26 protein-coding genes are annotated in these 19,562 nt (G+C 33.8%); 15 read left to right on the forward strand and 11 right to left on the reverse strand.

Features of this window, described 5'->3' with window-relative positions; all coding sequences use genetic code 11:
• Positions 1-263 precede the first annotated feature (263 nt).
• Genes pnuC through J6D32_RS02130 form a run of 3 tightly spaced genes read right to left on the reverse strand, consistent with a single transcriptional unit; the run spans position 264 to position 2,838 of the window.
• Entirely contained in the window at positions 264-953 is a 690-nt protein-coding gene (gene pnuC, locus J6D32_RS02120) for a nicotinamide riboside transporter PnuC (RefSeq protein ID WP_009607432.1), read from the reverse strand.
• Positions 941-1,846, reverse strand: a complete 906-nt coding sequence (locus tag J6D32_RS02125; RefSeq protein ID WP_006785970.1) for a PfkB family carbohydrate kinase — start codon at positions 1,844-1,846, stop codon at positions 941-943. The genes pnuC and J6D32_RS02125 overlap by 13 nt, the downstream gene beginning before the upstream one ends.
• A complete protein-coding gene (locus tag J6D32_RS02130) occupies positions 1,843-2,838 on the reverse strand; it encodes an ADP-ribosylglycohydrolase family protein (RefSeq protein ID WP_009607431.1) in 996 nt (331 codons plus the stop codon). The genes J6D32_RS02125 and J6D32_RS02130 overlap by 4 nt, the downstream gene beginning before the upstream one ends.
• 298 nt (positions 2,839-3,136) lie before the next feature.
• On the opposite strand from J6D32_RS02130, the gene J6D32_RS02135 reads away from it, so the two are divergent.
• The 3 genes from J6D32_RS02135 to J6D32_RS02145 all read left to right on the forward strand — a co-directional run bounded on the left by J6D32_RS02135 (position 3,137) and on the right by J6D32_RS02145 (position 7,472).
• Entirely contained in the window at positions 3,137-4,132 is a 996-nt protein-coding gene (locus tag J6D32_RS02135) for a hypothetical protein (RefSeq protein WP_229040256.1), read from the forward strand.
• Between the two features lie 552 nt (positions 4,133-4,684).
• The gene (locus J6D32_RS02140) at positions 4,685-6,379 is read left to right on the forward strand and encodes a M3 family oligoendopeptidase (protein ID WP_006785975.1); all 1,695 of its coding nucleotides are present in this window, start codon (positions 4,685-4,687) and stop codon (positions 6,377-6,379) included.
• Between the two features lie 265 nt (positions 6,380-6,644).
• Positions 6,645-7,472 carry an undecaprenyl-diphosphate phosphatase gene (locus J6D32_RS02145; RefSeq protein ID WP_009607430.1) on the forward strand — a complete coding sequence of 276 codons (828 nt, stop codon included), beginning with the start codon at positions 6,645-6,647 and terminating at the stop codon, positions 7,470-7,472.
• Between the two features lie 37 nt (positions 7,473-7,509).
• Here J6D32_RS02145 and J6D32_RS02150 read toward each other — a convergent pair whose 3' ends face one another.
• Positions 7,510-8,049, reverse strand: coding sequence for a VanZ family protein (locus J6D32_RS02150; RefSeq protein WP_006784730.1), 540 nt, complete (start codon positions 8,047-8,049; stop codon positions 7,510-7,512).
• Positions 8,050-8,387: 338 nt separating this feature from the next.
• Here J6D32_RS02150 and J6D32_RS02155 point away from each other — a divergent pair, with 338 nt between their 5' ends.
• The 3 genes from J6D32_RS02155 (at position 8,388) to J6D32_RS02165 (ending at position 9,767) form a co-directional block, all read left to right on the forward strand.
• On the forward strand, positions 8,388-8,666 hold the full coding sequence (locus J6D32_RS02155) for a hypothetical protein (protein WP_006784731.1): 279 nt from the start codon (positions 8,388-8,390) through the stop codon (positions 8,664-8,666).
• Positions 8,667-8,699: 33 nt separating this feature from the next.
• Positions 8,700-8,909: a zinc ribbon domain-containing protein gene (locus J6D32_RS02160; RefSeq protein WP_006784732.1), complete on the forward strand. Its 210-nt coding sequence runs from the start codon at positions 8,700-8,702 to the stop codon at positions 8,907-8,909.
• Positions 8,910-9,581: 672 nt separating this feature from the next.
• The gene (locus J6D32_RS02165; RefSeq protein WP_040763972.1) at positions 9,582-9,767 is read left to right on the forward strand and encodes a hypothetical protein; all 186 of its coding nucleotides are present in this window, start codon (positions 9,582-9,584) and stop codon (positions 9,765-9,767) included.
• A 434-nt stretch (positions 9,768-10,201) separates the two neighbouring features.
• On the opposite strand, the gene J6D32_RS02170 is transcribed toward J6D32_RS02165, so the two are convergent.
• Together J6D32_RS02170 and J6D32_RS02175 are read right to left on the reverse strand one after the other, a co-directional pair.
• Positions 10,202-10,582, reverse strand: coding sequence for a hypothetical protein (locus J6D32_RS02170; RefSeq protein ID WP_006784733.1), 381 nt, complete (start codon positions 10,580-10,582; stop codon positions 10,202-10,204).
• A 683-nt stretch (positions 10,583-11,265) separates the two neighbouring features.
• Positions 11,266-11,991, reverse strand: a complete 726-nt coding sequence (locus J6D32_RS02175; RefSeq protein ID WP_006784734.1) for a YebC/PmpR family DNA-binding transcriptional regulator — start codon at positions 11,989-11,991, stop codon at positions 11,266-11,268.
• A gap of 252 nt (positions 11,992-12,243) precedes the next feature.
• Between J6D32_RS02175 and J6D32_RS02180 the strand changes: the two genes are divergently transcribed.
• The 5 genes from J6D32_RS02180 to J6D32_RS02200 all read left to right on the forward strand — a co-directional run bounded on the left by J6D32_RS02180 (position 12,244) and on the right by J6D32_RS02200 (position 14,504).
• Positions 12,244-12,558, forward strand: coding sequence for a heavy metal-binding domain-containing protein (locus J6D32_RS02180; protein ID WP_006784735.1), 315 nt, complete (start codon positions 12,244-12,246; stop codon positions 12,556-12,558).
• Positions 12,559-12,788: 230 nt separating this feature from the next.
• Positions 12,789-13,316 (forward strand): sigma-70 family RNA polymerase sigma factor, encoded by a 528-nt coding sequence (locus J6D32_RS02185; RefSeq protein ID WP_237701271.1) that lies wholly within the window; start codon positions 12,789-12,791, stop codon positions 13,314-13,316.
• 3 nt (positions 13,317-13,319) lie between these two features.
• Positions 13,320-13,601, forward strand: a complete 282-nt coding sequence (locus J6D32_RS02190) for a hypothetical protein (protein WP_229040198.1) — start codon at positions 13,320-13,322, stop codon at positions 13,599-13,601.
• The gene (locus J6D32_RS02195) at positions 13,598-13,960 is read left to right on the forward strand and encodes a zinc ribbon domain-containing protein (RefSeq protein ID WP_006784738.1); all 363 of its coding nucleotides are present in this window, start codon (positions 13,598-13,600) and stop codon (positions 13,958-13,960) included. The genes J6D32_RS02190 and J6D32_RS02195 overlap by 4 nt, the downstream gene beginning before the upstream one ends.
• 13 nt (positions 13,961-13,973) lie before the next feature.
• Positions 13,974-14,504 (forward strand): hypothetical protein, encoded by a 531-nt coding sequence (locus J6D32_RS02200; RefSeq protein WP_006784739.1) that lies wholly within the window; start codon positions 13,974-13,976, stop codon positions 14,502-14,504.
• A gap of 33 nt (positions 14,505-14,537) precedes the next feature.
• On the opposite strand, the gene J6D32_RS02205 is transcribed toward J6D32_RS02200, so the two are convergent.
• From J6D32_RS02205 to J6D32_RS02210, 3 genes are all read right to left on the reverse strand, one after another.
• The gene (locus J6D32_RS02205; RefSeq protein WP_006784740.1) at positions 14,538-14,720 is read right to left on the reverse strand and encodes a (2Fe-2S)-binding protein; all 183 of its coding nucleotides are present in this window, start codon (positions 14,718-14,720) and stop codon (positions 14,538-14,540) included.
• Between the two features lie 85 nt (positions 14,721-14,805).
• The gene (locus J6D32_RS14055) at positions 14,806-15,015 is read right to left on the reverse strand and encodes a winged helix-turn-helix transcriptional regulator (protein WP_081448232.1); all 210 of its coding nucleotides are present in this window, start codon (positions 15,013-15,015) and stop codon (positions 14,806-14,808) included.
• Positions 15,016-15,046: 31 nt separating this feature from the next.
• A complete protein-coding gene (locus J6D32_RS02210) occupies positions 15,047-15,952 on the reverse strand; it encodes an AraC family transcriptional regulator (protein WP_055164401.1) in 906 nt (301 codons plus the stop codon).
• A 115-nt stretch (positions 15,953-16,067) separates the two neighbouring features.
• Here J6D32_RS02210 and J6D32_RS02215 point away from each other — a divergent pair, with 115 nt between their 5' ends.
• From J6D32_RS02215 to J6D32_RS02230, 4 genes are all read left to right on the forward strand, one after another.
• A complete protein-coding gene (locus J6D32_RS02215; RefSeq protein WP_006784742.1) occupies positions 16,068-16,331 on the forward strand; it encodes a hypothetical protein in 264 nt (87 codons plus the stop codon).
• 114 nt (positions 16,332-16,445) lie between these two features.
• A complete protein-coding gene (locus J6D32_RS02220; RefSeq protein WP_006784743.1) occupies positions 16,446-16,760 on the forward strand; it encodes a YbjQ family protein in 315 nt (104 codons plus the stop codon).
• Between the two features lie 2 nt (positions 16,761-16,762).
• Positions 16,763-16,906, forward strand: coding sequence for a hypothetical protein (locus J6D32_RS02225; protein ID WP_009606408.1), 144 nt, complete (start codon positions 16,763-16,765; stop codon positions 16,904-16,906).
• Between the two features lie 16 nt (positions 16,907-16,922).
• Positions 16,923-17,849 (forward strand): CPBP family intramembrane glutamic endopeptidase, encoded by a 927-nt coding sequence (locus tag J6D32_RS02230; RefSeq protein ID WP_006784744.1) that lies wholly within the window; start codon positions 16,923-16,925, stop codon positions 17,847-17,849.
• A gap of 6 nt (positions 17,850-17,855) precedes the next feature.
• On the opposite strand, the gene J6D32_RS02235 is transcribed toward J6D32_RS02230, so the two are convergent.
• Positions 17,856-18,230 (reverse strand): DUF4825 domain-containing protein, encoded by a 375-nt coding sequence (locus J6D32_RS02235; RefSeq protein ID WP_006784745.1) that lies wholly within the window; start codon positions 18,228-18,230, stop codon positions 17,856-17,858.
• 358 nt (positions 18,231-18,588) lie between these two features.
• Positions 18,589-19,545, reverse strand: coding sequence for an N-acetylglucosamine kinase (locus J6D32_RS02240; protein ID WP_006784746.1), 957 nt, complete (start codon positions 19,543-19,545; stop codon positions 18,589-18,591).
• Between the last annotated feature and the right edge of the window lie 17 nt (positions 19,546-19,562).

Genomic DNA, 19,562 nt, shown 5'->3' on the forward strand with positions numbered 1-19,562 from the left:
ATACAGCAACTAAAGGATGCGGTGTAATGAAAACTGATGATCAAACGATTATATTAAATCCAGAAGAAACAGTCTATTTACCAAAAGGAATTAAATATACAATTGAAGGTAACTTAGAATTAATTAAAACATGTTAAAAAATCTTTCATCATTAGTGGATAGTTAGCAAAACTGATTTACTTTCACCCACACTCATTTTGATTTTACTATCTAATGATGATATTAAAAAAGCTCTAGCATTTATTAAATGCTAGAGCTTTTTATTATTTATTTTTACTCAATTTCAGCCAATTTCGGTATCCATAAATTCCATTAATTAAGTAGGCTGAGAACATGATAATCATCGTTACTGAGCCATCAGGAGTTCCAAGAAGTAGTGTCCACATCATAATAGAGAACACATTGATAATCATCCATAAAATCCATTGTTCTGTGAAGCGTCCAATTTGTAATAAGAAAGCAACAATCGATAGAATTGTTGTTGTTGAGTCAATTAGTTGTAGATTTCCACCAAGAGCGATAAGTACTCTCCAATAAGCTACAATAGCAATCACTAGACCGATAACGAGTAGAAAAATTTGTTTAGCAGTTAAGCGACGAGCAATAACGGTCCCCTCATCATTTTTTTGTTTACGCCACATATAAAATCCAACAAGATTCATTGGAAGATAGTAAAATCCATTTAACATGACTTCTCCAAAAAGTCGATTTTGATAAGCAATAATCGCATAAAGGCCAACATTTATTGTAGCGAAAGCATAGGTTGAAATTTTTCCCTTTGCACAAAGAACAACTGAAATAATTCCTGTTACACCACTAATTAATGCCATTGGAGTATCACCCCAAACAATACTTAAAATAAGCATCGTTAACGTTGAAATAATTAACCATGAAATTTCAAAAATGCTCCAATCACTAAAATAATTTTTTGTTTTCATCACTAATGCTGACATAAAAAATCCCCCTTATTGAAATATTCTTCTTCAAATTTACTGCTTTGTAAGCTCACGACTTTGGCTGCAACTTTGTTGGCAATCTCACAGCATTGTTTTGTCTCATAACCGAGTGATCTTAGTGCAATGATTGCTCCAAGATGGCTATCACCCGCTCCGATTGTGTTAACAACTGTGGTTTTAGGTGCTTCTATAATCATTTGATTTTCCCCATCAAAATGTAGAACACCGTGTTCCCCGAGTGTGATAAATAATTCGTTATGAGTTAAAGCGTATAGTTTTCTCACAGCAAGATTTAAATCTTGCTCTTTTGTGAAGCTTAAAGCTTCAGACTGATTAATATGTAAAATAGGATGTAGCTTAAATAAACGTTCCATTGTTTCTTGTTCGATAAATGTAATACGTGGACCTGGAGCGAAGTATAGATTTTTTATTTCTTGCGTACTTAGCCATTGACTGATAATAGCCCCACTTAAGCCTTCCATCTCGTATCCAGAAATGTAGATATTATCATACTGTTCCCCACTAAAAGCATCTAACCAACGTCTTTGATAGTTAGCTTCAACACCAGGAACTGTTATAAAGGTCCGTTCTCCGTGATGTTCAACTAAACAAAGGCAATATCCGTTATCCACAGTTTGCTCCTCGATGTGAACGGGATAGCCATGTTTGATTAATTCTTCCTTAATCATTGAGGCGTAAGACCCAGAACCAACGGGAACAGCCAAATCGTGTTCTACATCAAAGTGATTTAAAATCGTTGCAACATTATACGCGCATCCACCAATTGTGACGCTCTGTTTTTGGCAGAAAATATCGTCACCCGTTTTAGGTAAGACGTCGATATTTAAAATAACATCTACAATCGCATTCCCAAGCAGTAAAGTTTTCACATTACGCCCCCCCTTTGTTTTGCTAATGCATCTACATATTCCATTAAATTGACATCATTTGCTTCATTAATAAGTTCAACCCATGATGAATCAAGTGCTGTGTATCCTTGGTAAGCACCACAAATCGCACAAGCCATCGCTCCGATTGTATCAGTGTCTCCCCCGAGATTTGCACAAAGTAAACTACAATGTTTTACATCTTTCGCATAATAAGCAATTGCAAGAGCAGCAGGAACTGATTCACTAATTGTTACACCACATCCGATGATTTGATAGATAGCCTCTAAGAACGATTCATCTTGGTCTTTATAACGTTTAGCAAATTCAATGCCAAGCTTCGTTCTTGCAACAAGAGATGGATTAATAGTATCAGCCCCAAGAGCAAGTGCCTCTTGTTCAATACTATAAACAGATTGTAAAATTTCATCAAAGTCTTTGTAGATCATGGCACAACTTACAGCGTGAGCAATCATACAGGCACCAGCTATCGTGATGTCACTACTGTGCGTAACCTTTGTAATATGCGCTACATATTGAATGAGCTCTGATTTTTCATCAGGTAAGAATAAACAGCCAACAGGAGGAATCCTCATTGCAGAACCGTTTGTCCCAGATTGATTCGTAATCGATTCTATATTTTTTCCTTCTTTAAAACTAAGTAAGGCGGCTTTAGATGTGGGCCCTAAAATGTTTTTTTCAAAAGCTTGTTCTTTTTTTGCCCAAGCAAGAAGTCTAGTTGCGATATCAGTTGGCAAAACGTTGAAATGATTGGCTATTAAAGAGTCTAGGATGATTAAAGCTTGTGCAGTATCATCTGTAAATTGTCCTCTTTTATACTGATAAGCCACTTCATTTTCCGAAGGTCCATCTAAGAAATCTGTAATGCCCCTAAAAAACTGTTGGACTTTTTTTCGACTCCAAAGTTCAGAGGGCATTCCCATAGCATCACCGATTGCCATTCCATAAAGAGTTCCAGCAATTTTATTTTTCATACAGCCGCCTCCTAATAAACTTTACAGGTGACAAGACACCTGACAAGGTAATATTCTAGTTTATTTGGATAAAATAGTCAATGTTTTATGAATGATAATCTTTCATATCAATAAAAAGATGTGAATAACCCTATTAGTGGGTTATCCACATCTTTAAAATGCTTAATTACTATTTGAGAAGATGTAGTATTTTGCTTTTTACCTTCATTACACTCGCTATCTAGGCCATGACGTCGGTTAATACTTATTGCACGTTATCTTAAAATCCGATATGATTCAACAAGAGGGGGAGATAATGATGAAAAAAGAGCAAGCATTATTAGTTATTTTAACACTGACCTGTTTTATAATAGGGTGTTCAACAACTGAAACAGAGGATGAGGTTACAATCAATGGAACACCCATTGAAGAGAAAACAACGATCGGAAAAATAACCATTCCACTAGGCCAGACATTTAAGTTAATCCATGACGAAAAAGAGGTGTTAGAAATTGCTGTGACCGATGTGACGTTAACGGATGCACGTAATGAGTTCAATGAGGCGGTGGATAATGTCGCAATTGTAACTATTGAGGCAATTAATATATCAGATGAAGTCGTGTTGTTAAATGAGTCCTATTTTCATTTTTATGATGAAACAGGGAAGAGGTTAGACTTATATCCCATGTCGGGTTATGATTTAGATCTCGAATTCTCAAGTTATGCAGCCATAGCACCTGGTCGTAGACGGACGATTAAAATAAATGTTGGAATTACAACAGGGGATATTTTGAAAATTGATGTGGCTCATAATACAGAGGATGAGCCTTTTGCGACAATTGATACCGAAACAGTTGTTGAGACCATTTTTGAATCATCGCTTGTGACGGCTTCATATTTAGATGAGCTTGAACTAGGGACACCATTTACTGTGTTAGCGCAATTTAGTGAGGAACCATTTGAAATTAACATTAAATCAATCGCGCTAACAGATGAGCGTAATGAGTATATGGAAAGTGAAATGCCTGATCGAGCGGTAGAGACAGTTGCAATTATTACGATTGAAGGTAAAAATATTGGAACAAAAAGAGAAGCTTTATGTGACTCAAACTTTTTAATTTATGATGAAACAGGTAACGGTGTAACTTTATATCCACTCATCACCACAAATAAATCAGTTGAGTGGGTTGAACCTGGTCAGACCGCATTAATTGATATTGTAATTTGTATTAAAACAGGATCAAATTTTGACATAGAAGTTAGAGATAAGGTTACAAATACTAAAACATTTGCAATTTATAAATATAGAAACTAAAGAGCTAAACAGGGACATTCGTTAAGAATGTCGCTTTTTTTATTGAAATCAATTTTTTAATAGTTATTACTAAGCTTTATTATCCTTTAAAAGGAAAATATCCTAGTATGACTTTAACAATTTTATTAATAGAATTTATTAGTGCTATCTCACAGTTCAAGAAATTAGAAATGAGAACTTACTTCATAATTATTTCTAAGTTTACGGAACATAGTTTGATATATCAGCAAAGTGTCATTTGTCCGATATGAATACATGATGAGGTATCTGAGCTATTGCATGCTTAATCGTCTCGAACCTTAGTTTATATGGGGGTTCCACGTTTTGAATGTCCTATGAAATTTTTAACGTCAAACCTTAACATAGATTTGTCAAAAAAAACAAATGGTAAAATCATGCAAAACATAAGGAGATATAGTATAATAGGAGAAATACTAATTTGTTAGGTGACGATTTTAGGGGAAATAAATAATTTAAAATTAAGTTATTTTTTAAAGTCGGTAAACTAGCAAATATTCATAGTAAATTTTTCTTAATAAGGAGAGACATAAGATGAAATTTAATGATTTTAAGTATGAAAGACCAAATTATGAACAATTCAAAAATGAATTTGGTGCTTTAGTTTATAAGTTTGAGGCTGCAACGAATGCAGAGGAACAATTAGAAATTGTGAACAAAATTAATGCCATGCGTTCTCATATAGAAACAATGGCAACCTTATCTTCGATTCGCCATAGTATTGATACACGAGATGAGTTTTATGACTCTGAACAAACGTATTGGGATGAACAGGGTCCTCTTTATGAAGAAGCAACGTCTGCTTTTTATCATGCAATCGTTAAATCACCATTTCGTGCTGAACTTGAAGAGAAGTTAAGCAAACAATTCTTTACGATTGCAGAGTTTAATTTACGTTCATTCTCGCCTGAGATTATTGCGGATTTACAGGAAGAAAATAAATTATCTAGTCTTTATACAAAGTTATTAGCATCAGCTAAAATTCCATTTGATGGTGAAGAGCGTACGTTACCAGGAATGGGTAAATATTTATTAAGTGAAGATCGTCAGGTCCGTGAAGAGGCTTCAGTTGCTAAATACCATTTCTTTGAAGAGAATGAAGCTGAAATCGATCGTATTTATGATGAGTTAGTAAAAGTTCGTACACGTATTGCTAAAAAATTAGGATTTAATAATTTCGTTGAACTTGGATATACTCGTATGATGCGCAGTGATTATAATCCAGAGATGGTTAAAAACTTCCGTAAGCAAGTTTTAGATTATATTGTGCCAGTAGCAAGTTCTTTATATAAAAGACAGGAAGAGCGTTTAGGTTATGGGGAACTTCGTTATTTTGATGAAAAGTTCGAATTTAAAACAGGTAATGCGACACCTAAAGGAAGTCCAGAGTGGATTTTAGAAAATGGTGTGAAAATGTATCATGAACTTTCTCCACAAACAAAAGAATTCTTTGATTTCATGGTAGAAAGTGAGTTATTAGATCTAGTGAATAAACCGGGGAAAGCGGGTGGAGGATATTGTACTTATATTCCTGAATATAAAGCGCCATTTATCTTCTCTAACTTTAATGGAACAGCAGGGGATATTGATGTCTTAACGCATGAAGCGGGACATGCTTTCCAAGTTTATTCTTCACGCTGGATTGAAACACCTGAGTTAAACTTCCCAACGTATGAAAGTTGTGAGATTCATTCAATGAGTATGGAGTTCTTTACATGGCCTTGGATGGAATTATTCTTTAAAGAGGATACGGACAAATATAAATTTACTCACTTAGGATCAGCGATTAAATTTATTCCTTATGGAATTGTTGTGGATGCATTCCAACATTTCGTTTATGAAAATCCAGAAGCAACACCGGCAGAACGTAAAGCGGCTTGGCGTAATCTTGAAAAACAATACTTGCCACACAAAAACTATGAAGGATGTGACTTCCTAGAACGTGGTGGTTGGTGGTTCCAACAAGCACACATTTTCAATAGTCCATTTTATTATATCGACTACACATTAGCTCAAATCTGTGCCCTACAATTTTGGAAACGTATGCACGATAATCGTGAAGATGCATGGAATGACTACGTTCGTTTATGCGAGGTAGGTGGGACAAAATCGTTCCTCGGACTTGTATCATATGCAAATTTAAAATCACCATTTGAAGATGGATGCGTAAGCTCTATTATTTCAGACATTAAAGCGTGGCTAGATTCAGTTGAAGATCAAAAATTATAAAAAAAGAGTATTGCTTAAATAAAGAAAACGCGAAGGATTACCTTCGCGTTTTCTTTATTTCCTTACAGAGATGTAAGGTTAGAAGTGTATTTGTAAGTTGATTATTATGGTATTTTATCTATTATTTTATTAAAATAAGTCGTGTGAAATAAACTTAATTTCCTTAGAAAGTATTTTCTAAATGTTTAATTCATAGTATCATTAGGTAGGTTATATTTTACATTGAAATTTTAATAATTGAAAAGTTGAAACAGGAGGGTTAGTTGTGGGTTTTATTGAATACTTAAAAGTAATTTTCCTTGGATTTGTTGAGGGGATTACGGAATGGTTACCTGTTAGTAGTACAGGTCATATGATTTTAGTTGATGAATTTATTAAGTTAAATATGTCGGCTTCATTTATGGAGATGTTCTTTGTTGTCATTCAACTTGGGGCAATTTTGGCGGTTATCTTTATGTTTTGGAATAAGATCTTCCCATTTGAGTTTAAGGGTGGCTTTAAAATCAAACAAGATACGATGAATCTTTGGTTTAAGATTATTGTGGCATGTTTACCAGCAGCAGTTATTGGTTTAGCATTTGATGATTGGTTAGATGAACATTTTTATAATTATCAAACTGTTGCCTTAATGTTAATTATTTACGGGGTTTTATTTATTGTTATTGAGAATCGTAATAAAGGTCGTAAGCCAGTGGTAACGAATTTATCACAAATTACATACAAATTTGCTTTAATGGTTGGAGTTTTCCAATTACTTGCTTTAATTCCAGGAACATCTCGTTCAGGAGCAACGATTTTAGGAGCTATTTTAATTGGTGCTTCTCGTTATGTTGCATCAGAGTTTACGTTCTTCTTAGCTATTCCAGTTATGTTTGGAGCAAGTTTATTAAAACTTGTTAAATTCGGATTTGCTTTTACTAGTGCTGAATTAATTACGTTAGCTCTTGGATCATTTGTAGCATTTGTTGTTTCAATTTTTGCAATCAAGTTCTTAATGGGATATATTAAGAAACATGACTTCAAAGTATTTGGATGGTACCGCATTATCCTGGGTATTGTCGTTTTAGCCTATTTCTTCTTCTTTGGAGCATAAAAAAAATCTCTAAGACCTAAGGTCTTAGAGATTTTTTTTATTGAAGTAAGTTTTTCCACCAGTTTTGGGTTGATAACCATTTATTAAAAAGAATAAAAATTCCATATCCAATGATGCCTCCAAGTGTATTTAGAATTAAATCATCAATGTCTGATGAACGCCCAATAAAGTACTGGAAGCATTCAATGAAGAATGAGAAAGCAAAAGCAAAAAGTGTGGTATTAAAAAAAGAACGAAATTTTTTGAATACAATTGGTAGTAAAAATCCAAGGGGGATAAACATGATTATATTCGAAATGACCTGGCTCATTGTGAAGGTATCAAATAGCCAGCTAAATGGAATTAGGTTAAGGCGATGATAAGGTGGGTTAAAGTTTAATCCACTTCCGATTATGCTTATTAGGATAGTTGCAAATAGGATGATGAATATGATTCCTGCCAGTCCTAAATAGCTAAGTTGTCTAAGAATAGGGATTTGTTTTTTTCGTAGGATAAAGTAGAACGGTAAGTAGATAATACCAACGATAATCAGGAGGATGACTCCTAGGAATATATTATCTAAAATGTTTTGTAACATGAAAAGCACGCTCCTTATTTATAAAAAATCTGTACCATGCATTTAGTATAGCAAACAGAAATGAAGAAAACCGCAAGAAATTCTGAAGATTTAATGAATATTAAAAAACCCCCGACCAACGTACGGGGGTTTTCGCGTGCACAGAGCAAAAGAGGAGACTCCGAGTGGAATCTAGATATATTATTTGATAATTTGTCGATTTTATGCACTAAAGGGCCTATTTTAAAATTTGGCGGCGCGGTTACAAGTATTAATTGGGAGATTAAGTAAAGTAAAATAGGTTTTATTTTTGATAATTTTAGGCACAATAAGAATGATTTTTCGGAAGGAGTGATTTGATGGGTACAAATCTTCATGTACAGTTAACTTATGATGAGAAAGCAAAACGTTTTGATTGCCGTAATCGATTAGATGAGGTTATTGCAAGTTTATTAAATGGTGATGTTTTTACATTAGACCACTTAAATACAACGGTTTTAGGAACAGTTAAATTTTCACCAGAGTGTAAACCATATGGTTTTTATTTTGAATCAAATGATGGACAACTAAAGGTTGAATTAACTGATGGAATGAAGGGATATGTTGAGATTCAGGATCAAGATAAAGTAATGAAATAAAAAACTTAGATTTAAAAAGGAGTCTCTTAACTGATGGAAATTAAAAATTATATTTGTCCAAAATGTCAAAATCGCTCCTATGAAGTGGATGAGTTTGCTGCAACAGGTGGTGGGCTTTCCAAAATGTTTGATGTTCAGAACAAACGCTTTACAACGATTACATGTACTAAGTGTAAGTATACTGAGATGTATAAAGGAACAACGAGTGATTTAGAAAATATTTTTGATTTTTTACTTGGATAAAAAAGAATACCTTCATTCTGTATTCCTTTATATGTGAAAATAAGAAAAAACACCTAAATGAATTGAGATAAATTTGAGATTAATTTATACATTCATAGAGGTGCTTTTTTTGTAGGAAATATAAAATGTTTTTGTTGCAATAAGTGTGAAAAAGTGATAGTTTCGATTATATTCATGATGAGATTATATTATTGTAAATTAATTTAAAAAACAAAAAAGAACTGAAGGAAATCAGCTCTTTTTTTGTTTTTAAAGTGGTTAGTCATAAATATAAGAATCTAATATTGGAAAAATTAGCGGACGTATGTCAATTTGTTATTCTTTTGACTACAGTTCTATTTTATCTTAAAAAAAAATTAAATGTTAAAAGTGTTCGTGAGAGGTGAGAAAAAAGCACTTGAATGGTCATTTTTAAATTAAAGTATTCTGTTAATAAACATTTAATCTATATTTTTAATGGTTTCGATAGGATACGAATGCAGTTATCAATCTAATTTGAAATGTTATTTTTTTGTTTAAAAAATCTTATGTGGCTATTTAGGAGTAAATCAGTTAAAAATAAACATTTTATTAGATATATCTTGTAAAAAACAGAAAAAAGCACATAATTAGACAAAAAATATAGTGATGATAAAATAATATTATGTAGTTTGATTTATAGGATGTGATATTATGATTATTCAATTAGATGATTATTTTATTAGAGTTCTTCAAAAAAGCGGTTATGAGTTAGATTATAATAAATTAGTTAAAATAAATGAAAAAGCAATGAGTGAGAGAAAAAAATCACTAAATGAGTACAATGAATTAGTATTAAAAAAAATTACTTCAAAGCAGAAAAATCAAAATAGACAATAAATATTAGAGTTATCTAACATCTCGTGGAAAAGTTAAAGCTATTAAGAGTGTAGGAAGCACTAAAAACGTAAAATTAGATGTTTGGGATTTTAAAAAATAATAGAAAAAAGCACTAGATTTATCTAGTGCTTTTTTTGAGTTAAAAAATGGCGCTATTAGACGAAAATGTTGTTATTAACTATCTAGTCATTTAAAACAGATAAAATTCTTAAAAATGAAAGCCAATAACTTTTGATACCAAGCGGTTTATTTACCAATAAGATGACTTAAAACAGCCTAAAAAATAAAGAACTACGTTCAGGCATCGTAGGATATAAAATCAAAGCATAAACAGGATTTAATCCACCTTTGATCACTAACCCCTCTATAAAGTCTACTTCCTTCATTCTTTCATAAAACGAAAGGGTAAAGGAAACTTGAACTTTCACGTGCTTTTAACCATGTAATTTTTCGTTTACTAATTCAGTGACTGCTTGTTTGAGCTCATTGCTTGCTTCGATTGCATCTAATTGAGCTTGAATTTCACCATCTTCATCTTCGAAATAATTCAACTCATTACAGTTTTCTGCAATTTCACGAACTTTAGCTAAATCTTCATTGTATTTAGTTGATAATTCTTTTAACTCTTTATCAAAAGTTTTAATTTGTTCAATTGAAGTGAATGATAAAACCATGTCAATTGGCATAATTCCAGAACTTTTTGTTCCGTCAGGATATTTCATTGTGACACTTATTTCTTCTAAGTGACTATCTATCATAAAGCTATATAAATCTGTAAAACTATTAAATTTCTTATGTTTTGTTTTAATTTCCATGCTCAGAGCTCCTTTTTAGGAATTCATATTTTGAATTCGATACTGTTATTATATCCTACAAAGTACTTACTTTAAACAGATGATGAGTTGTTTTCATTAATAGAGTGCAGAGTATTAGGAGTGATATACACTTAAAATAATGAATTTCTGTGAAATGTACAATTGACTATTAAGTATAAAAGAGTAATAACTCAATCATAAAAAATCACGTACAAAGTACGTGGAGTGTAAGATAAAAGCATAAATCAGGCACAGGAATAGCTTGGTACAAGGGATGGAAATCTAGCTTTAGCTCACTGTCTCTTCAGAATAAATGTATAAGATTAACCAAAAAATTCCTTTTGAATTAGTTTGTTTTAAAAAATAGGGAGTGATAAGTGTCTCTAAAAACGAGACACTTATCACTCCCTTACATTTTTTAAACAGCTAAAGTATTAGCTTTAGCCTTTTATTTAATCCAGCTTCGATGAATAACTCCTCTATAAAGTTTTATCCACAATTGTACTTTCAAGAACTTCGGTGGCTAAGCACTTTTATTCGGAGTTATCTGTTCGTCTTAGCTTTTTATTTAATCTAGATTCGAGATGCAACACTCTGGTAAAGTTCGAGAGCCTCTTGTGTCTTACGACACGGCGGACTCTCCTTACTTTCTACGAGTGTTAAGCACATCTCTTAGCCTTTTATTATTCTTCGTCTGGTAATTCTACGTTGTGGTAAACTTGTTGTACATCGTCTAAGTCTTCTAGTACGTCGATTAATTTTTCGAATTTAGCTAATGCATCACCATCTAATTCTACTGTTGATGTTGGTAACATTGTTAATTCTGCAGCTTCGAATTCTGTGATTCCCATTCCATTTAATGCTGTTTGTACGGCATGGAATTGATCTTGGTCTGCGTATACTGTGATTTCTCCATCTTCTTCTTCAACGTCACGAACGTCTACGTCTGCTTCCATTAATCCTTCTAAAATTTCATCAGCTGAGTTTCCGTTGAATCCGAATAATGCTGTTGCTTCGAACATGAATGCTACGGCACCACTTACTCCGATTTTTCCACCGTTTTTGTTAAATGCAGAACGTACTTCAGCTACTGTACGGTTTACGTTGTCAGTTAATGTATCAACGATAACGGCAGCACCATTTGGTCCGTATCCTTCATAGCGGATGAAATCGTAATTTTCGTCTGATCCACCTTTTGCTTTGTTGATAGCGCGGTCGATGATTTCACGGTTAACCCCTGCAACTTTAGCACGGTCAATAACTGATGCTAAGTTACGGTTTAATTCTGGATCTGGATCTCCATTTTTAGCAGCCATGTAAATTTCTTTTCCGAAACGAGCTAAAACTTTTGAACGGGCAGCATCTTTAGCAGCTTTTCCGTATTTAATATTATTCCACTTACGACCCATTGGGTATCACTCCTGTTAATAAGATTTGATTCAAAGACTATTGTTGTTATTTACAATAGCAAAGTAACTATACATTTACTTATTATACTCCTGTAACTCCTAGTTTTTCAAGTTTTTCAGATAGTGTCGAAATCGACATTGTAAAAAATATCTGTTATTTATTGACTTTTATAGGTCAAAGAGCTATAATGCTATTAAATAATTAGACAATCATCTAATTAAAGAATTGAAAACATAATGGAGGAATAGTCTATGTTAATTGTGACAACAGATAGTATCTCAGGGAAAGAAATTATTGAGGTAAAAGGTTTAGTGCGTGGAAGTACGGTTCGTTCAAAAAATATTGGTAAAGATATCGGAGCCTCATTTAAAAATCTAGTTGGGGGGGAATTAACTGGATATAATGAGATGTTAACGGAGGCACGCCAAATTGCGATTGGACGTATGGTTGAAGATGCAGAAGCTCAAGGGGCAAATGCGATTGTTGGAATGCGTTTAATGTCATCATCAGTGATGGCAGGGGCGGCTGAAATGGTCGCTTATGGAACAGCGGTTGTGATTAAATAATGCTTAAATTTATTATTGGTTGGTATTTGCTTAATTTTTTAGTGTTTGGTATTTTTTTAATCTTTAAAATTACAGAACGTTTGAAAGAGAAGAAAATGGAGAGAGAACAATTAGAAAATTATAGAAAATATTAAATAAACAAGTTATAGTTAAAGAACACAGAACTTTTGGTGTTCTTTTTTTTTTTAATGAACTTTTTTTAAACTCGCGTGTCTTATTAGTGAAAGAAGGTGAGAGGGTTGGATGAGGAACAGCTTGTGAAACAGGCGATTTCAGGTGATCGGCACTGCTTAAATATATTGTTTGGGATGCATTATAAGACGGTTTATGGTTATCTCATTAAATTAACTGGGGATATTCAAATGTCGGAGGATTTAGTTCAGGAAACATTACTTAAAGCGACACTAAATATTGAAAAGTTTCGTGGAGAAAGTAAATTTTTGACTTACTTAATTCAAATTGCGACTAACTTATATCGAAACGAGGTAAGAAAGCAAAGTCGCATTGTTTACGATGACGAAATTATTCAATCGGTGTTTAGTGAAGGTGAGTGTGACGCGTTAATACAGGTTCAGTTTAAGGAAGCGATGAATGCCTTACAGGACATGAGTGAAGAACAGCGGATGAGTTTTATTTTAAGACATTATTATGGCTATAGTATTGAAGAGATTTCTAATTTATTTGGAGTTGCAACAGGAACGACAAAGTCGCGAATTTTTAATGCGATTCAAAAGATAAGAAAGAAGTTAGGAGGGTAGATGATGGATGTTTTAAAGGATGAGCAATTAGAGGCTCAAGGTTTGATAACTGAGATTGATACATTAAAGATTATTCGAGTTGCTAATGAGTTGAAGCTTCAAAGGCAAAGAAAACGTCTTAAGATCCTGATGATGATAGCGGGAGTTTTCTGTGTGCTTGCACAAATGTTGATTTTTAAATTTATAGGATTTAATCGAGAGTTTATAATGCTTGGTGGCATTTATGTGTTGTTTGCCTCGTTGATTTTGTTAATTGTTCGGTATAGAGAGGGTGGAAATATATGATTGTGATGAGTATTTTAATGTCAGTTGTTTTATTTGTAGTCGTTTGTTTTGGAATTGGTCAGGTCGCGTGGATTTATTTAGATGCAAAGGATCGAGGTGATCGTTTGGCAATTGTTTGGGCAATTTTTGCAATTTTTCCGATTGTATATCCGATATTACTTCCGTTGCCATTAATTATTTATTTGTTGATTAGTCGTAGTTTCTCATATCTTTGTCCGACTTGTAATGAGAAGGTGAATAAGGATTTTAGTACATGTCCTCATTGTGGTCAAGCGTTGAAAGAAAAATGTCCAAATTGTGGAAGAACAGTCGAGTCAGAGTGGCACTATTGTCCGAGTTGTTCGGCACATATTAAATAAGGGGGAGTTTAGGATGAAGATTATTTTAAAGCATAAGAAAACTTTTATTGTGATTGTCATTATTTCATTACTGATTAGTATTTTACCGCTAATTGGAATGGCTACATTTATGGGAGTGCGAAGCTCAAATGTCAATATTGCATATGAAAGTCCAGTTGTAGAAAATGTAAATCCGATAGATTATCAACCTTTTGATATCGTTGTACCGTCTGAGCAACTCCCATCACCTGTTTTTAATAGTAATAGGTTTGAAAAAACATTACTTCATCATTCATTTTCAGAGTCAACGACTGAACAAGTCTTTCTGTATCAGGCTTATTTAGAAGAAGGCATGACCGTAACGATTGATTATCGTACCAATATTAAACAAGGAATTTTAGATTTTGGGATGTTTGATGAAGCTGGAATGAAGGCAAGTTTTTCTGGAACAAAAGATAGTCCAAGTTTCCTTATTGATCATTCAGGAAATTACGTGATTGCCTATAACGCAAATGAAGTATTAGGTTCTTTTGATATAGAGATTAGAGTACAAGACGTGAAATAAAAATGAGGAAGCCGTGCTGTGGCTCCCTCATTTTTATTTTTCTTCTAATAATAAGTTAATTGTTTCTTGAACGCGTTTAACACATCCTTTACAAGCTAAACCTGCTTTTGTTTCGGTTTGAATTTCTTGTAATGTTGTTGATCCTGTTTCAATCTCTTCTTTAATATCTCCAACTGTAATATTGAAGCAATAACATAATTTTTTATTTAAATCCATGATTAGACTCTCCTTATTATTAAAAATCAAACTGTGTATAACTTTATTTTAATAGATGAAAGAGGATTAACCAACGAATTTACTTTTAAAGATTAGTTGTGTAGTTAATGTAATCAAATCCCCAATCACACAGATTTTCCATAACGTCAAGGAATTGTCGTCCGATATCGGTGAGTGAGTATTCAACTCTTAGTGGAGTTTCGTTGTATACTGTTCGTTTAATAATTAGGTCGGCTTCAAGTTCTTTAAGTTGTGAAGATAGGTAACTATGGGTGATGTTGGGTTTGAGGTTGATGGGAGAATGAGATGTGTAAAAGCTAGAAGAGTTATCTTACTATAGTTTTTTTACGGTAAGCAGTTGGTGAAGTATTCATGAAGCGTTTAAAGATTTTTGTATAGTAACTTGGACTATCGAATCCGACTTTGTTACAGATTTCGGTAATGGTTGCATCCGTTTGAAGCAATAGGCCTGCTGAAACTGAAATACGGTATTTTAAAAGATATTGCATTGGGGACATTTGGACGTGTTTTTGAAAACATCGTTGACACTCTCTTATACTGATGTTGGCGCTAGCAGCAATTTGTCCTACTTCGACTCCTTTGGAGTAGTTTTCGTGAATAAAGTTTAGCATTTTTTTCAGACGCTTCATTTCTTGGTTTTCGATTTGAGGTTGTTGGAGTGCTTCTTGATGGTGTTTGACAAGAAGATAAAAAAGGTGTGAGAGTTGATTTCTTATAAATAGCTCGTAACCAAACTTCTCCGATTCGTAGGCTTCATAAGCGGTAAGAATACAATCGATTGCAATTCGTTGCCACTTGATATGAGGATAAAGTGGGATACTTGGTAGAGCGTTGCAATTTGCTAAAGGTTGAATATATCTTTGTTTAAAGATGTTTTCATTTGTGTCACAGATTAATTCTTTGTGGAATACGAGTGAATTCAATAAACAAGGTTGATCATTAAAGACATAGACTGAGTGTAAAACATTGGAGTTAATAAATAGTCCTTCACCTGTTTGAAGTAAGTAATCAGTTCCGCTGACGCTAATTTTAATTGGACCTTTCTTAATGACAATGACTTCAAATTCATCGTGCCAGTGCCAGGGAATATCACCTGTTACATTATTTATGATATCTGAAAAATAGGCTCCGCAAGGAAATAACGGTGTCCCGCGAACTTCGAGTTCGCGATTTTTTTTATCAAGATTTAGGTCGTATATTTGAATAGGCATGGAATAATTCCCCTTTGTCGCTTTTGTTATAGGATTGGTCTTTACTGTTATTGTTTGGAAATCACAGTGTCGCTATCATTATAGTATAACGTGAATTAAAAAGTGAGGGGATTTTATGGATAATGTAAATATAGCTTTAATGCTAAAGGGAATTAAAGACAGTGAGGCTTTCTTTGAACTCGTTGACCGTTGCCAGGCACCAGTTAAAATTCAGGTTCCTGGTGGAGATTTGCATGATTTGCGTGGCAATGTCTTACTCCAAAATTATTTAACATGGGAATCACCAATCAGCGCTATTGAATGTGTGGAGGTGTTTTGTCATACTGAAGCAGATCTTGCTTCTATTTTGGAGTTTATCGAAGAATATCAATTATTTTAAATGATAATCTGAAGAGACGTTTCCTGAATAAAGGGAATTTCTCTTTTTTCATTTAGGATGTGACATAAGGCAGTGATTTTCACCATATAATTTAGTAGATAGGAGGGGATTTGTATGTTAATTGTCACAACAGATACGATTGTCGGAAAAGAGATTATTGAAGTAAAGGGATTAGTAAAGGGGAGCACTGTCCGTTCTAAACATATTGGAAAAGATATTGGAGCGGGATTAAAAACTATTGTTGGAGGAGAATTAAAAGGGTACAACGAGATGTTAATTGAAGCGCGTCAAATTGCATTCGGTCGCATGGCTGATGAAGCTGAAAGTCTAGGCGCTAATGCAATTGTTGGTGTCCGTTTAATGTCATCAGCTGTGATGGCAGGGGCTGCAGAAATGGTGGCTTATGGAACAGCAGTGGTGGTGAAATAAAAATGGAAATTCTCGTATGTGTGGTGCTTGGATTTTACTTAGTTTGTATCATTGGGGTGGTAGGATTACTAGCTTATAAAATAGTGGAGCGTCGACGAGAAATAAAAAAAGAGAAAGAAGAATTTAAAAATTATAAGGATTATTAGAAGGGGGGAGGGAGTAGTGGAGAATTACTCTTATATTGAGACTAGAAAAGTTTTTAGTCGTCTTGGATTTGCCCTAACTTTTAGTATTTTATCTGTGAATGTTGTTCAACTCATTGTAGCGGGATTTATGTCAGCTGTTGATCCAAACTTATTAATGACAGATTGGGCTAATTTTTTCTTAATCGCAGTCAGTTTTTACTTAATTGGATTTCCATTAGCTTATTGTATGATGAAAAAAATACCGACAGCTGTTTCGCAAGAAAAGAAACGATTAACACTACGGCAACTCGTTGAATATGGATTAATTTCTTATGCTGTGATGATTCTTTTGAATTTTTTAACGACCTTCTTGCTGAGCTTTATAGAATTGTTTAAGACAGAATCCATTGTAAATCCCGTTCAACAGGTGATTTTAACTGGAAGTCCGTGGCTTAGCTTGTTATGTATTGTCGTTTTATCGCCAATTATTGAAGAACTTTTATTTCGGAAAATACTACTTGATCGGGTACGTATTTATGGAGATAAAGTGGCTATTATCTTTACTGCGATTGCATTCGGTTTTTACCATGGAAACTTATCACAACTATTTTATGCCGTTGGACTCGGTATCATTTTGGCCTACATCGTTTTAAAAACAAATCAACTTAAATATTCAATAGGAATTCATATGTTTGTCAACGCCATGGGTTCACTCATCTTACCCATGTTAATCGGAGATGGAAGCGACTTGTTAAGGGCTCAGATAGCTAGCGTTATTGTTGTTATTTTGATTACGTTTGGAACGATATTAATCATCAAAAATCGTAAAAAAGTTGAGCTTGTGCAAGGAGATTTAACGATTCCAGAAAGTAAGTTAATGCAACTTGTATGGCTTAATCATGGAGTTTTCGCTTACCTACTATTTAGTATCGCATTGATTATTATGGTTACTGTTGTAACTTAAAAAGAACTAACTCGCTTGAGTTAGTTCTTTTTCTATTTTTTGTAAGAATTCATCAGATGGGCGTAAGAAAGTTGATGATGAATTTTCTGATTCAAAATGAATGATTTCAACATTTTGAATCAGTGTAAATAATATATCAGCACTATAATTTAAATCATCGTTTGTAAGTTTAGTATTAGAATAATTGACTGTTAATTCATAAGGCTCTGATGCGGTTTGCAGACTAAATGTATAATCTTGAAGATTTACAGGTAATAAACTTAGAATATTTCCAACCGCTGAGTTATCCCCAATATAAGAATTTTTATAATTTAATAAGCTATCAGACTTTCCACACCCCACTAGAGTTAATAAACAAATGAATAAAATCATTCGTTTCATATTGATCACTTTCCTTTCTTAGTGATTACTGCGCAAAAAAACAGCATTAATCCCTCATATCATTATGATAACATGCATAAGGTCCTTATTTGAAAACTTTTATCGAATTTCCTAGTAGTTGAGGGATGATCTTACTTTTTAAGAGAGCTCTCTTCTAGTGGACGAGTATCATAAATGTTGCCGTAGGAGACCTGCATTAAATGAAAGGATGGAATTTTCAAAGTAGGTGAAACTCTTTCGTAAGGATTAATACGTGGGGTTAAAGAGGAAAATGGCGTCAAAATTCGGATAAAGAGCTTGAGGAGCAGGAAGAATATTTCTTTAAACGTTAAAAGGGATGGAGATTTCTCCACCTCTTTTAGTGTGCTTGTAGTTTTTGAATTAATTCATCTGTCACATTATTACCTTCAAGTTGATAAGCAAGTAAGACAGCCCCAAGACAAGGTTCTAGAAGCGGTGCTTGAATCTTGCAATCTAAGTTTTGTAATTCGTTAGCGAGTGGTACTAAGATAGTATCGCCTGATTTGAAAACTCCACCTGAATATGAGACGGCAAATGAATCCGTTAAATTCAATTGTTTAGCTAATGTTTTGATGTGTAAGGCAAGTTCATGTGCCGCTTGGTGGAATAGATTTTGACAGGCGATGCATCCGCTTTGGGCGGCTTTTGCCCCAATTGCTGAGAATTTTGCAATGTCAGGCCTTGAAAGTTTAAGTCGATTAAAGACGATATCCACAATTTCGTATAAATAGGTAATGTCATAAGCTTCTTCAATGATATCGACTAAACATGTCTTTTCATGGCGCCCGTCTTTTTGTTTCGTATACTCATTAATGACACGAAGTCCAATCCAGTGTGCACTTCCATCATCTCCGATATTTGGACCAAAACCTCCACACCGAAGAGAGAGGCCTTCCTTATTTCGACCATTTGCGATACTACCGGTTCCCGCTACAATGTTGATTCCAGGCTGACACCCGCATCCTGCTGCCCATCCCACAACGCCATCATTATCCACTTGATAGGGAATCTCTTGCATTACTTCTGCTAAGATATCATCAATGACTTCTTTATCTGCTTGACTTTCTCCATAACCTGGAACCCCAATAAAGACAAAGTTTAAATCTGTTGGTTGGATATCAATTTTGCTACAAGCTAGTTTAATATGAGATTCAAGACGATTTCTTAGTTCATCCGCCCCAATTTGATGAATATGTATCGTCTCACTTTCAAAATCCACTAAGACATCCATCTCTTGATTGGCAATCACATATCTTGTTTTTGTTCCACCACCATCAATCCCCATGTAATACATCAGTTACCCCTCCTATA

The sequence above is a fragment of the Turicibacter sp. genome (assembly GCF_017941855.1).
GTDB lineage: Bacteria > Bacillota_I > Bacilli_A > MOL361 > Turicibacteraceae > Turicibacter > Turicibacter sanguinis.

Excerpts from the sequence above, each read along its gene's own strand:
- pnuC (WP_009607432.1), bottom strand. The coding sequence starts at position 953 with ATGTCAGCATTAGTGATGAAAACAAAAAATTATTTTAGTGATTGGAGC.
- J6D32_RS02130 (WP_009607431.1), bottom strand. The coding sequence starts at position 2,838 with ATGAAAAATAAAATTGCTGGAACTCTTTATGGAATGGCAATCGGTGAT.
- J6D32_RS02135 (WP_229040256.1), top strand. The coding sequence starts at position 3,137 with ATGAAAAAAGAGCAAGCATTATTAGTTATTTTAACACTGACCTGTTTT.
- J6D32_RS02140 (WP_006785975.1), top strand. The coding sequence starts at position 4,685 with ATGAAATTTAATGATTTTAAGTATGAAAGACCAAATTATGAACAATTC.
- J6D32_RS02150 (WP_006784730.1), bottom strand. The coding sequence starts at position 8,049 with ATGTTACAAAACATTTTAGATAATATATTCCTAGGAGTCATCCTCCTG.
- J6D32_RS02155 (WP_006784731.1), top strand. The coding sequence starts at position 8,388 with ATGGGTACAAATCTTCATGTACAGTTAACTTATGATGAGAAAGCAAAA.
- J6D32_RS02160 (WP_006784732.1), top strand. The coding sequence starts at position 8,700 with ATGGAAATTAAAAATTATATTTGTCCAAAATGTCAAAATCGCTCCTAT.
- J6D32_RS02165 (WP_040763972.1), top strand. The coding sequence starts at position 9,582 with ATGATTATTCAATTAGATGATTATTTTATTAGAGTTCTTCAAAAAAGC.
- J6D32_RS02170 (WP_006784733.1), bottom strand. The coding sequence starts at position 10,582 with ATGGAAATTAAAACAAAACATAAGAAATTTAATAGTTTTACAGATTTA.
- J6D32_RS02175 (WP_006784734.1), bottom strand. The coding sequence starts at position 11,991 with ATGGGTCGTAAGTGGAATAATATTAAATACGGAAAAGCTGCTAAAGAT.
- J6D32_RS02180 (WP_006784735.1), top strand. The coding sequence starts at position 12,244 with ATGTTAATTGTGACAACAGATAGTATCTCAGGGAAAGAAATTATTGAG.
- J6D32_RS02190 (WP_229040198.1), top strand. The coding sequence starts at position 13,320 with ATGGATGTTTTAAAGGATGAGCAATTAGAGGCTCAAGGTTTGATAACT.
- J6D32_RS02195 (WP_006784738.1), top strand. The coding sequence starts at position 13,598 with ATGATTGTGATGAGTATTTTAATGTCAGTTGTTTTATTTGTAGTCGTT.
- J6D32_RS02200 (WP_006784739.1), top strand. The coding sequence starts at position 13,974 with ATGAAGATTATTTTAAAGCATAAGAAAACTTTTATTGTGATTGTCATT.
- J6D32_RS02205 (WP_006784740.1), bottom strand. The coding sequence starts at position 14,720 with ATGGATTTAAATAAAAAATTATGTTATTGCTTCAATATTACAGTTGGA.
- J6D32_RS02210 (WP_055164401.1), bottom strand. The coding sequence starts at position 15,952 with ATGCCTATTCAAATATACGACCTAAATCTTGATAAAAAAAATCGCGAA.
- J6D32_RS02215 (WP_006784742.1), top strand. The coding sequence starts at position 16,068 with ATGGATAATGTAAATATAGCTTTAATGCTAAAGGGAATTAAAGACAGT.
- J6D32_RS02220 (WP_006784743.1), top strand. The coding sequence starts at position 16,446 with ATGTTAATTGTCACAACAGATACGATTGTCGGAAAAGAGATTATTGAA.
- J6D32_RS02225 (WP_009606408.1), top strand. The coding sequence starts at position 16,763 with ATGGAAATTCTCGTATGTGTGGTGCTTGGATTTTACTTAGTTTGTATC.
- J6D32_RS02235 (WP_006784745.1), bottom strand. The coding sequence starts at position 18,230 with ATGAAACGAATGATTTTATTCATTTGTTTATTAACTCTAGTGGGGTGT.
- J6D32_RS02240 (WP_006784746.1), bottom strand. The coding sequence starts at position 19,545 with ATGTATTACATGGGGATTGATGGTGGTGGAACAAAAACAAGATATGTG.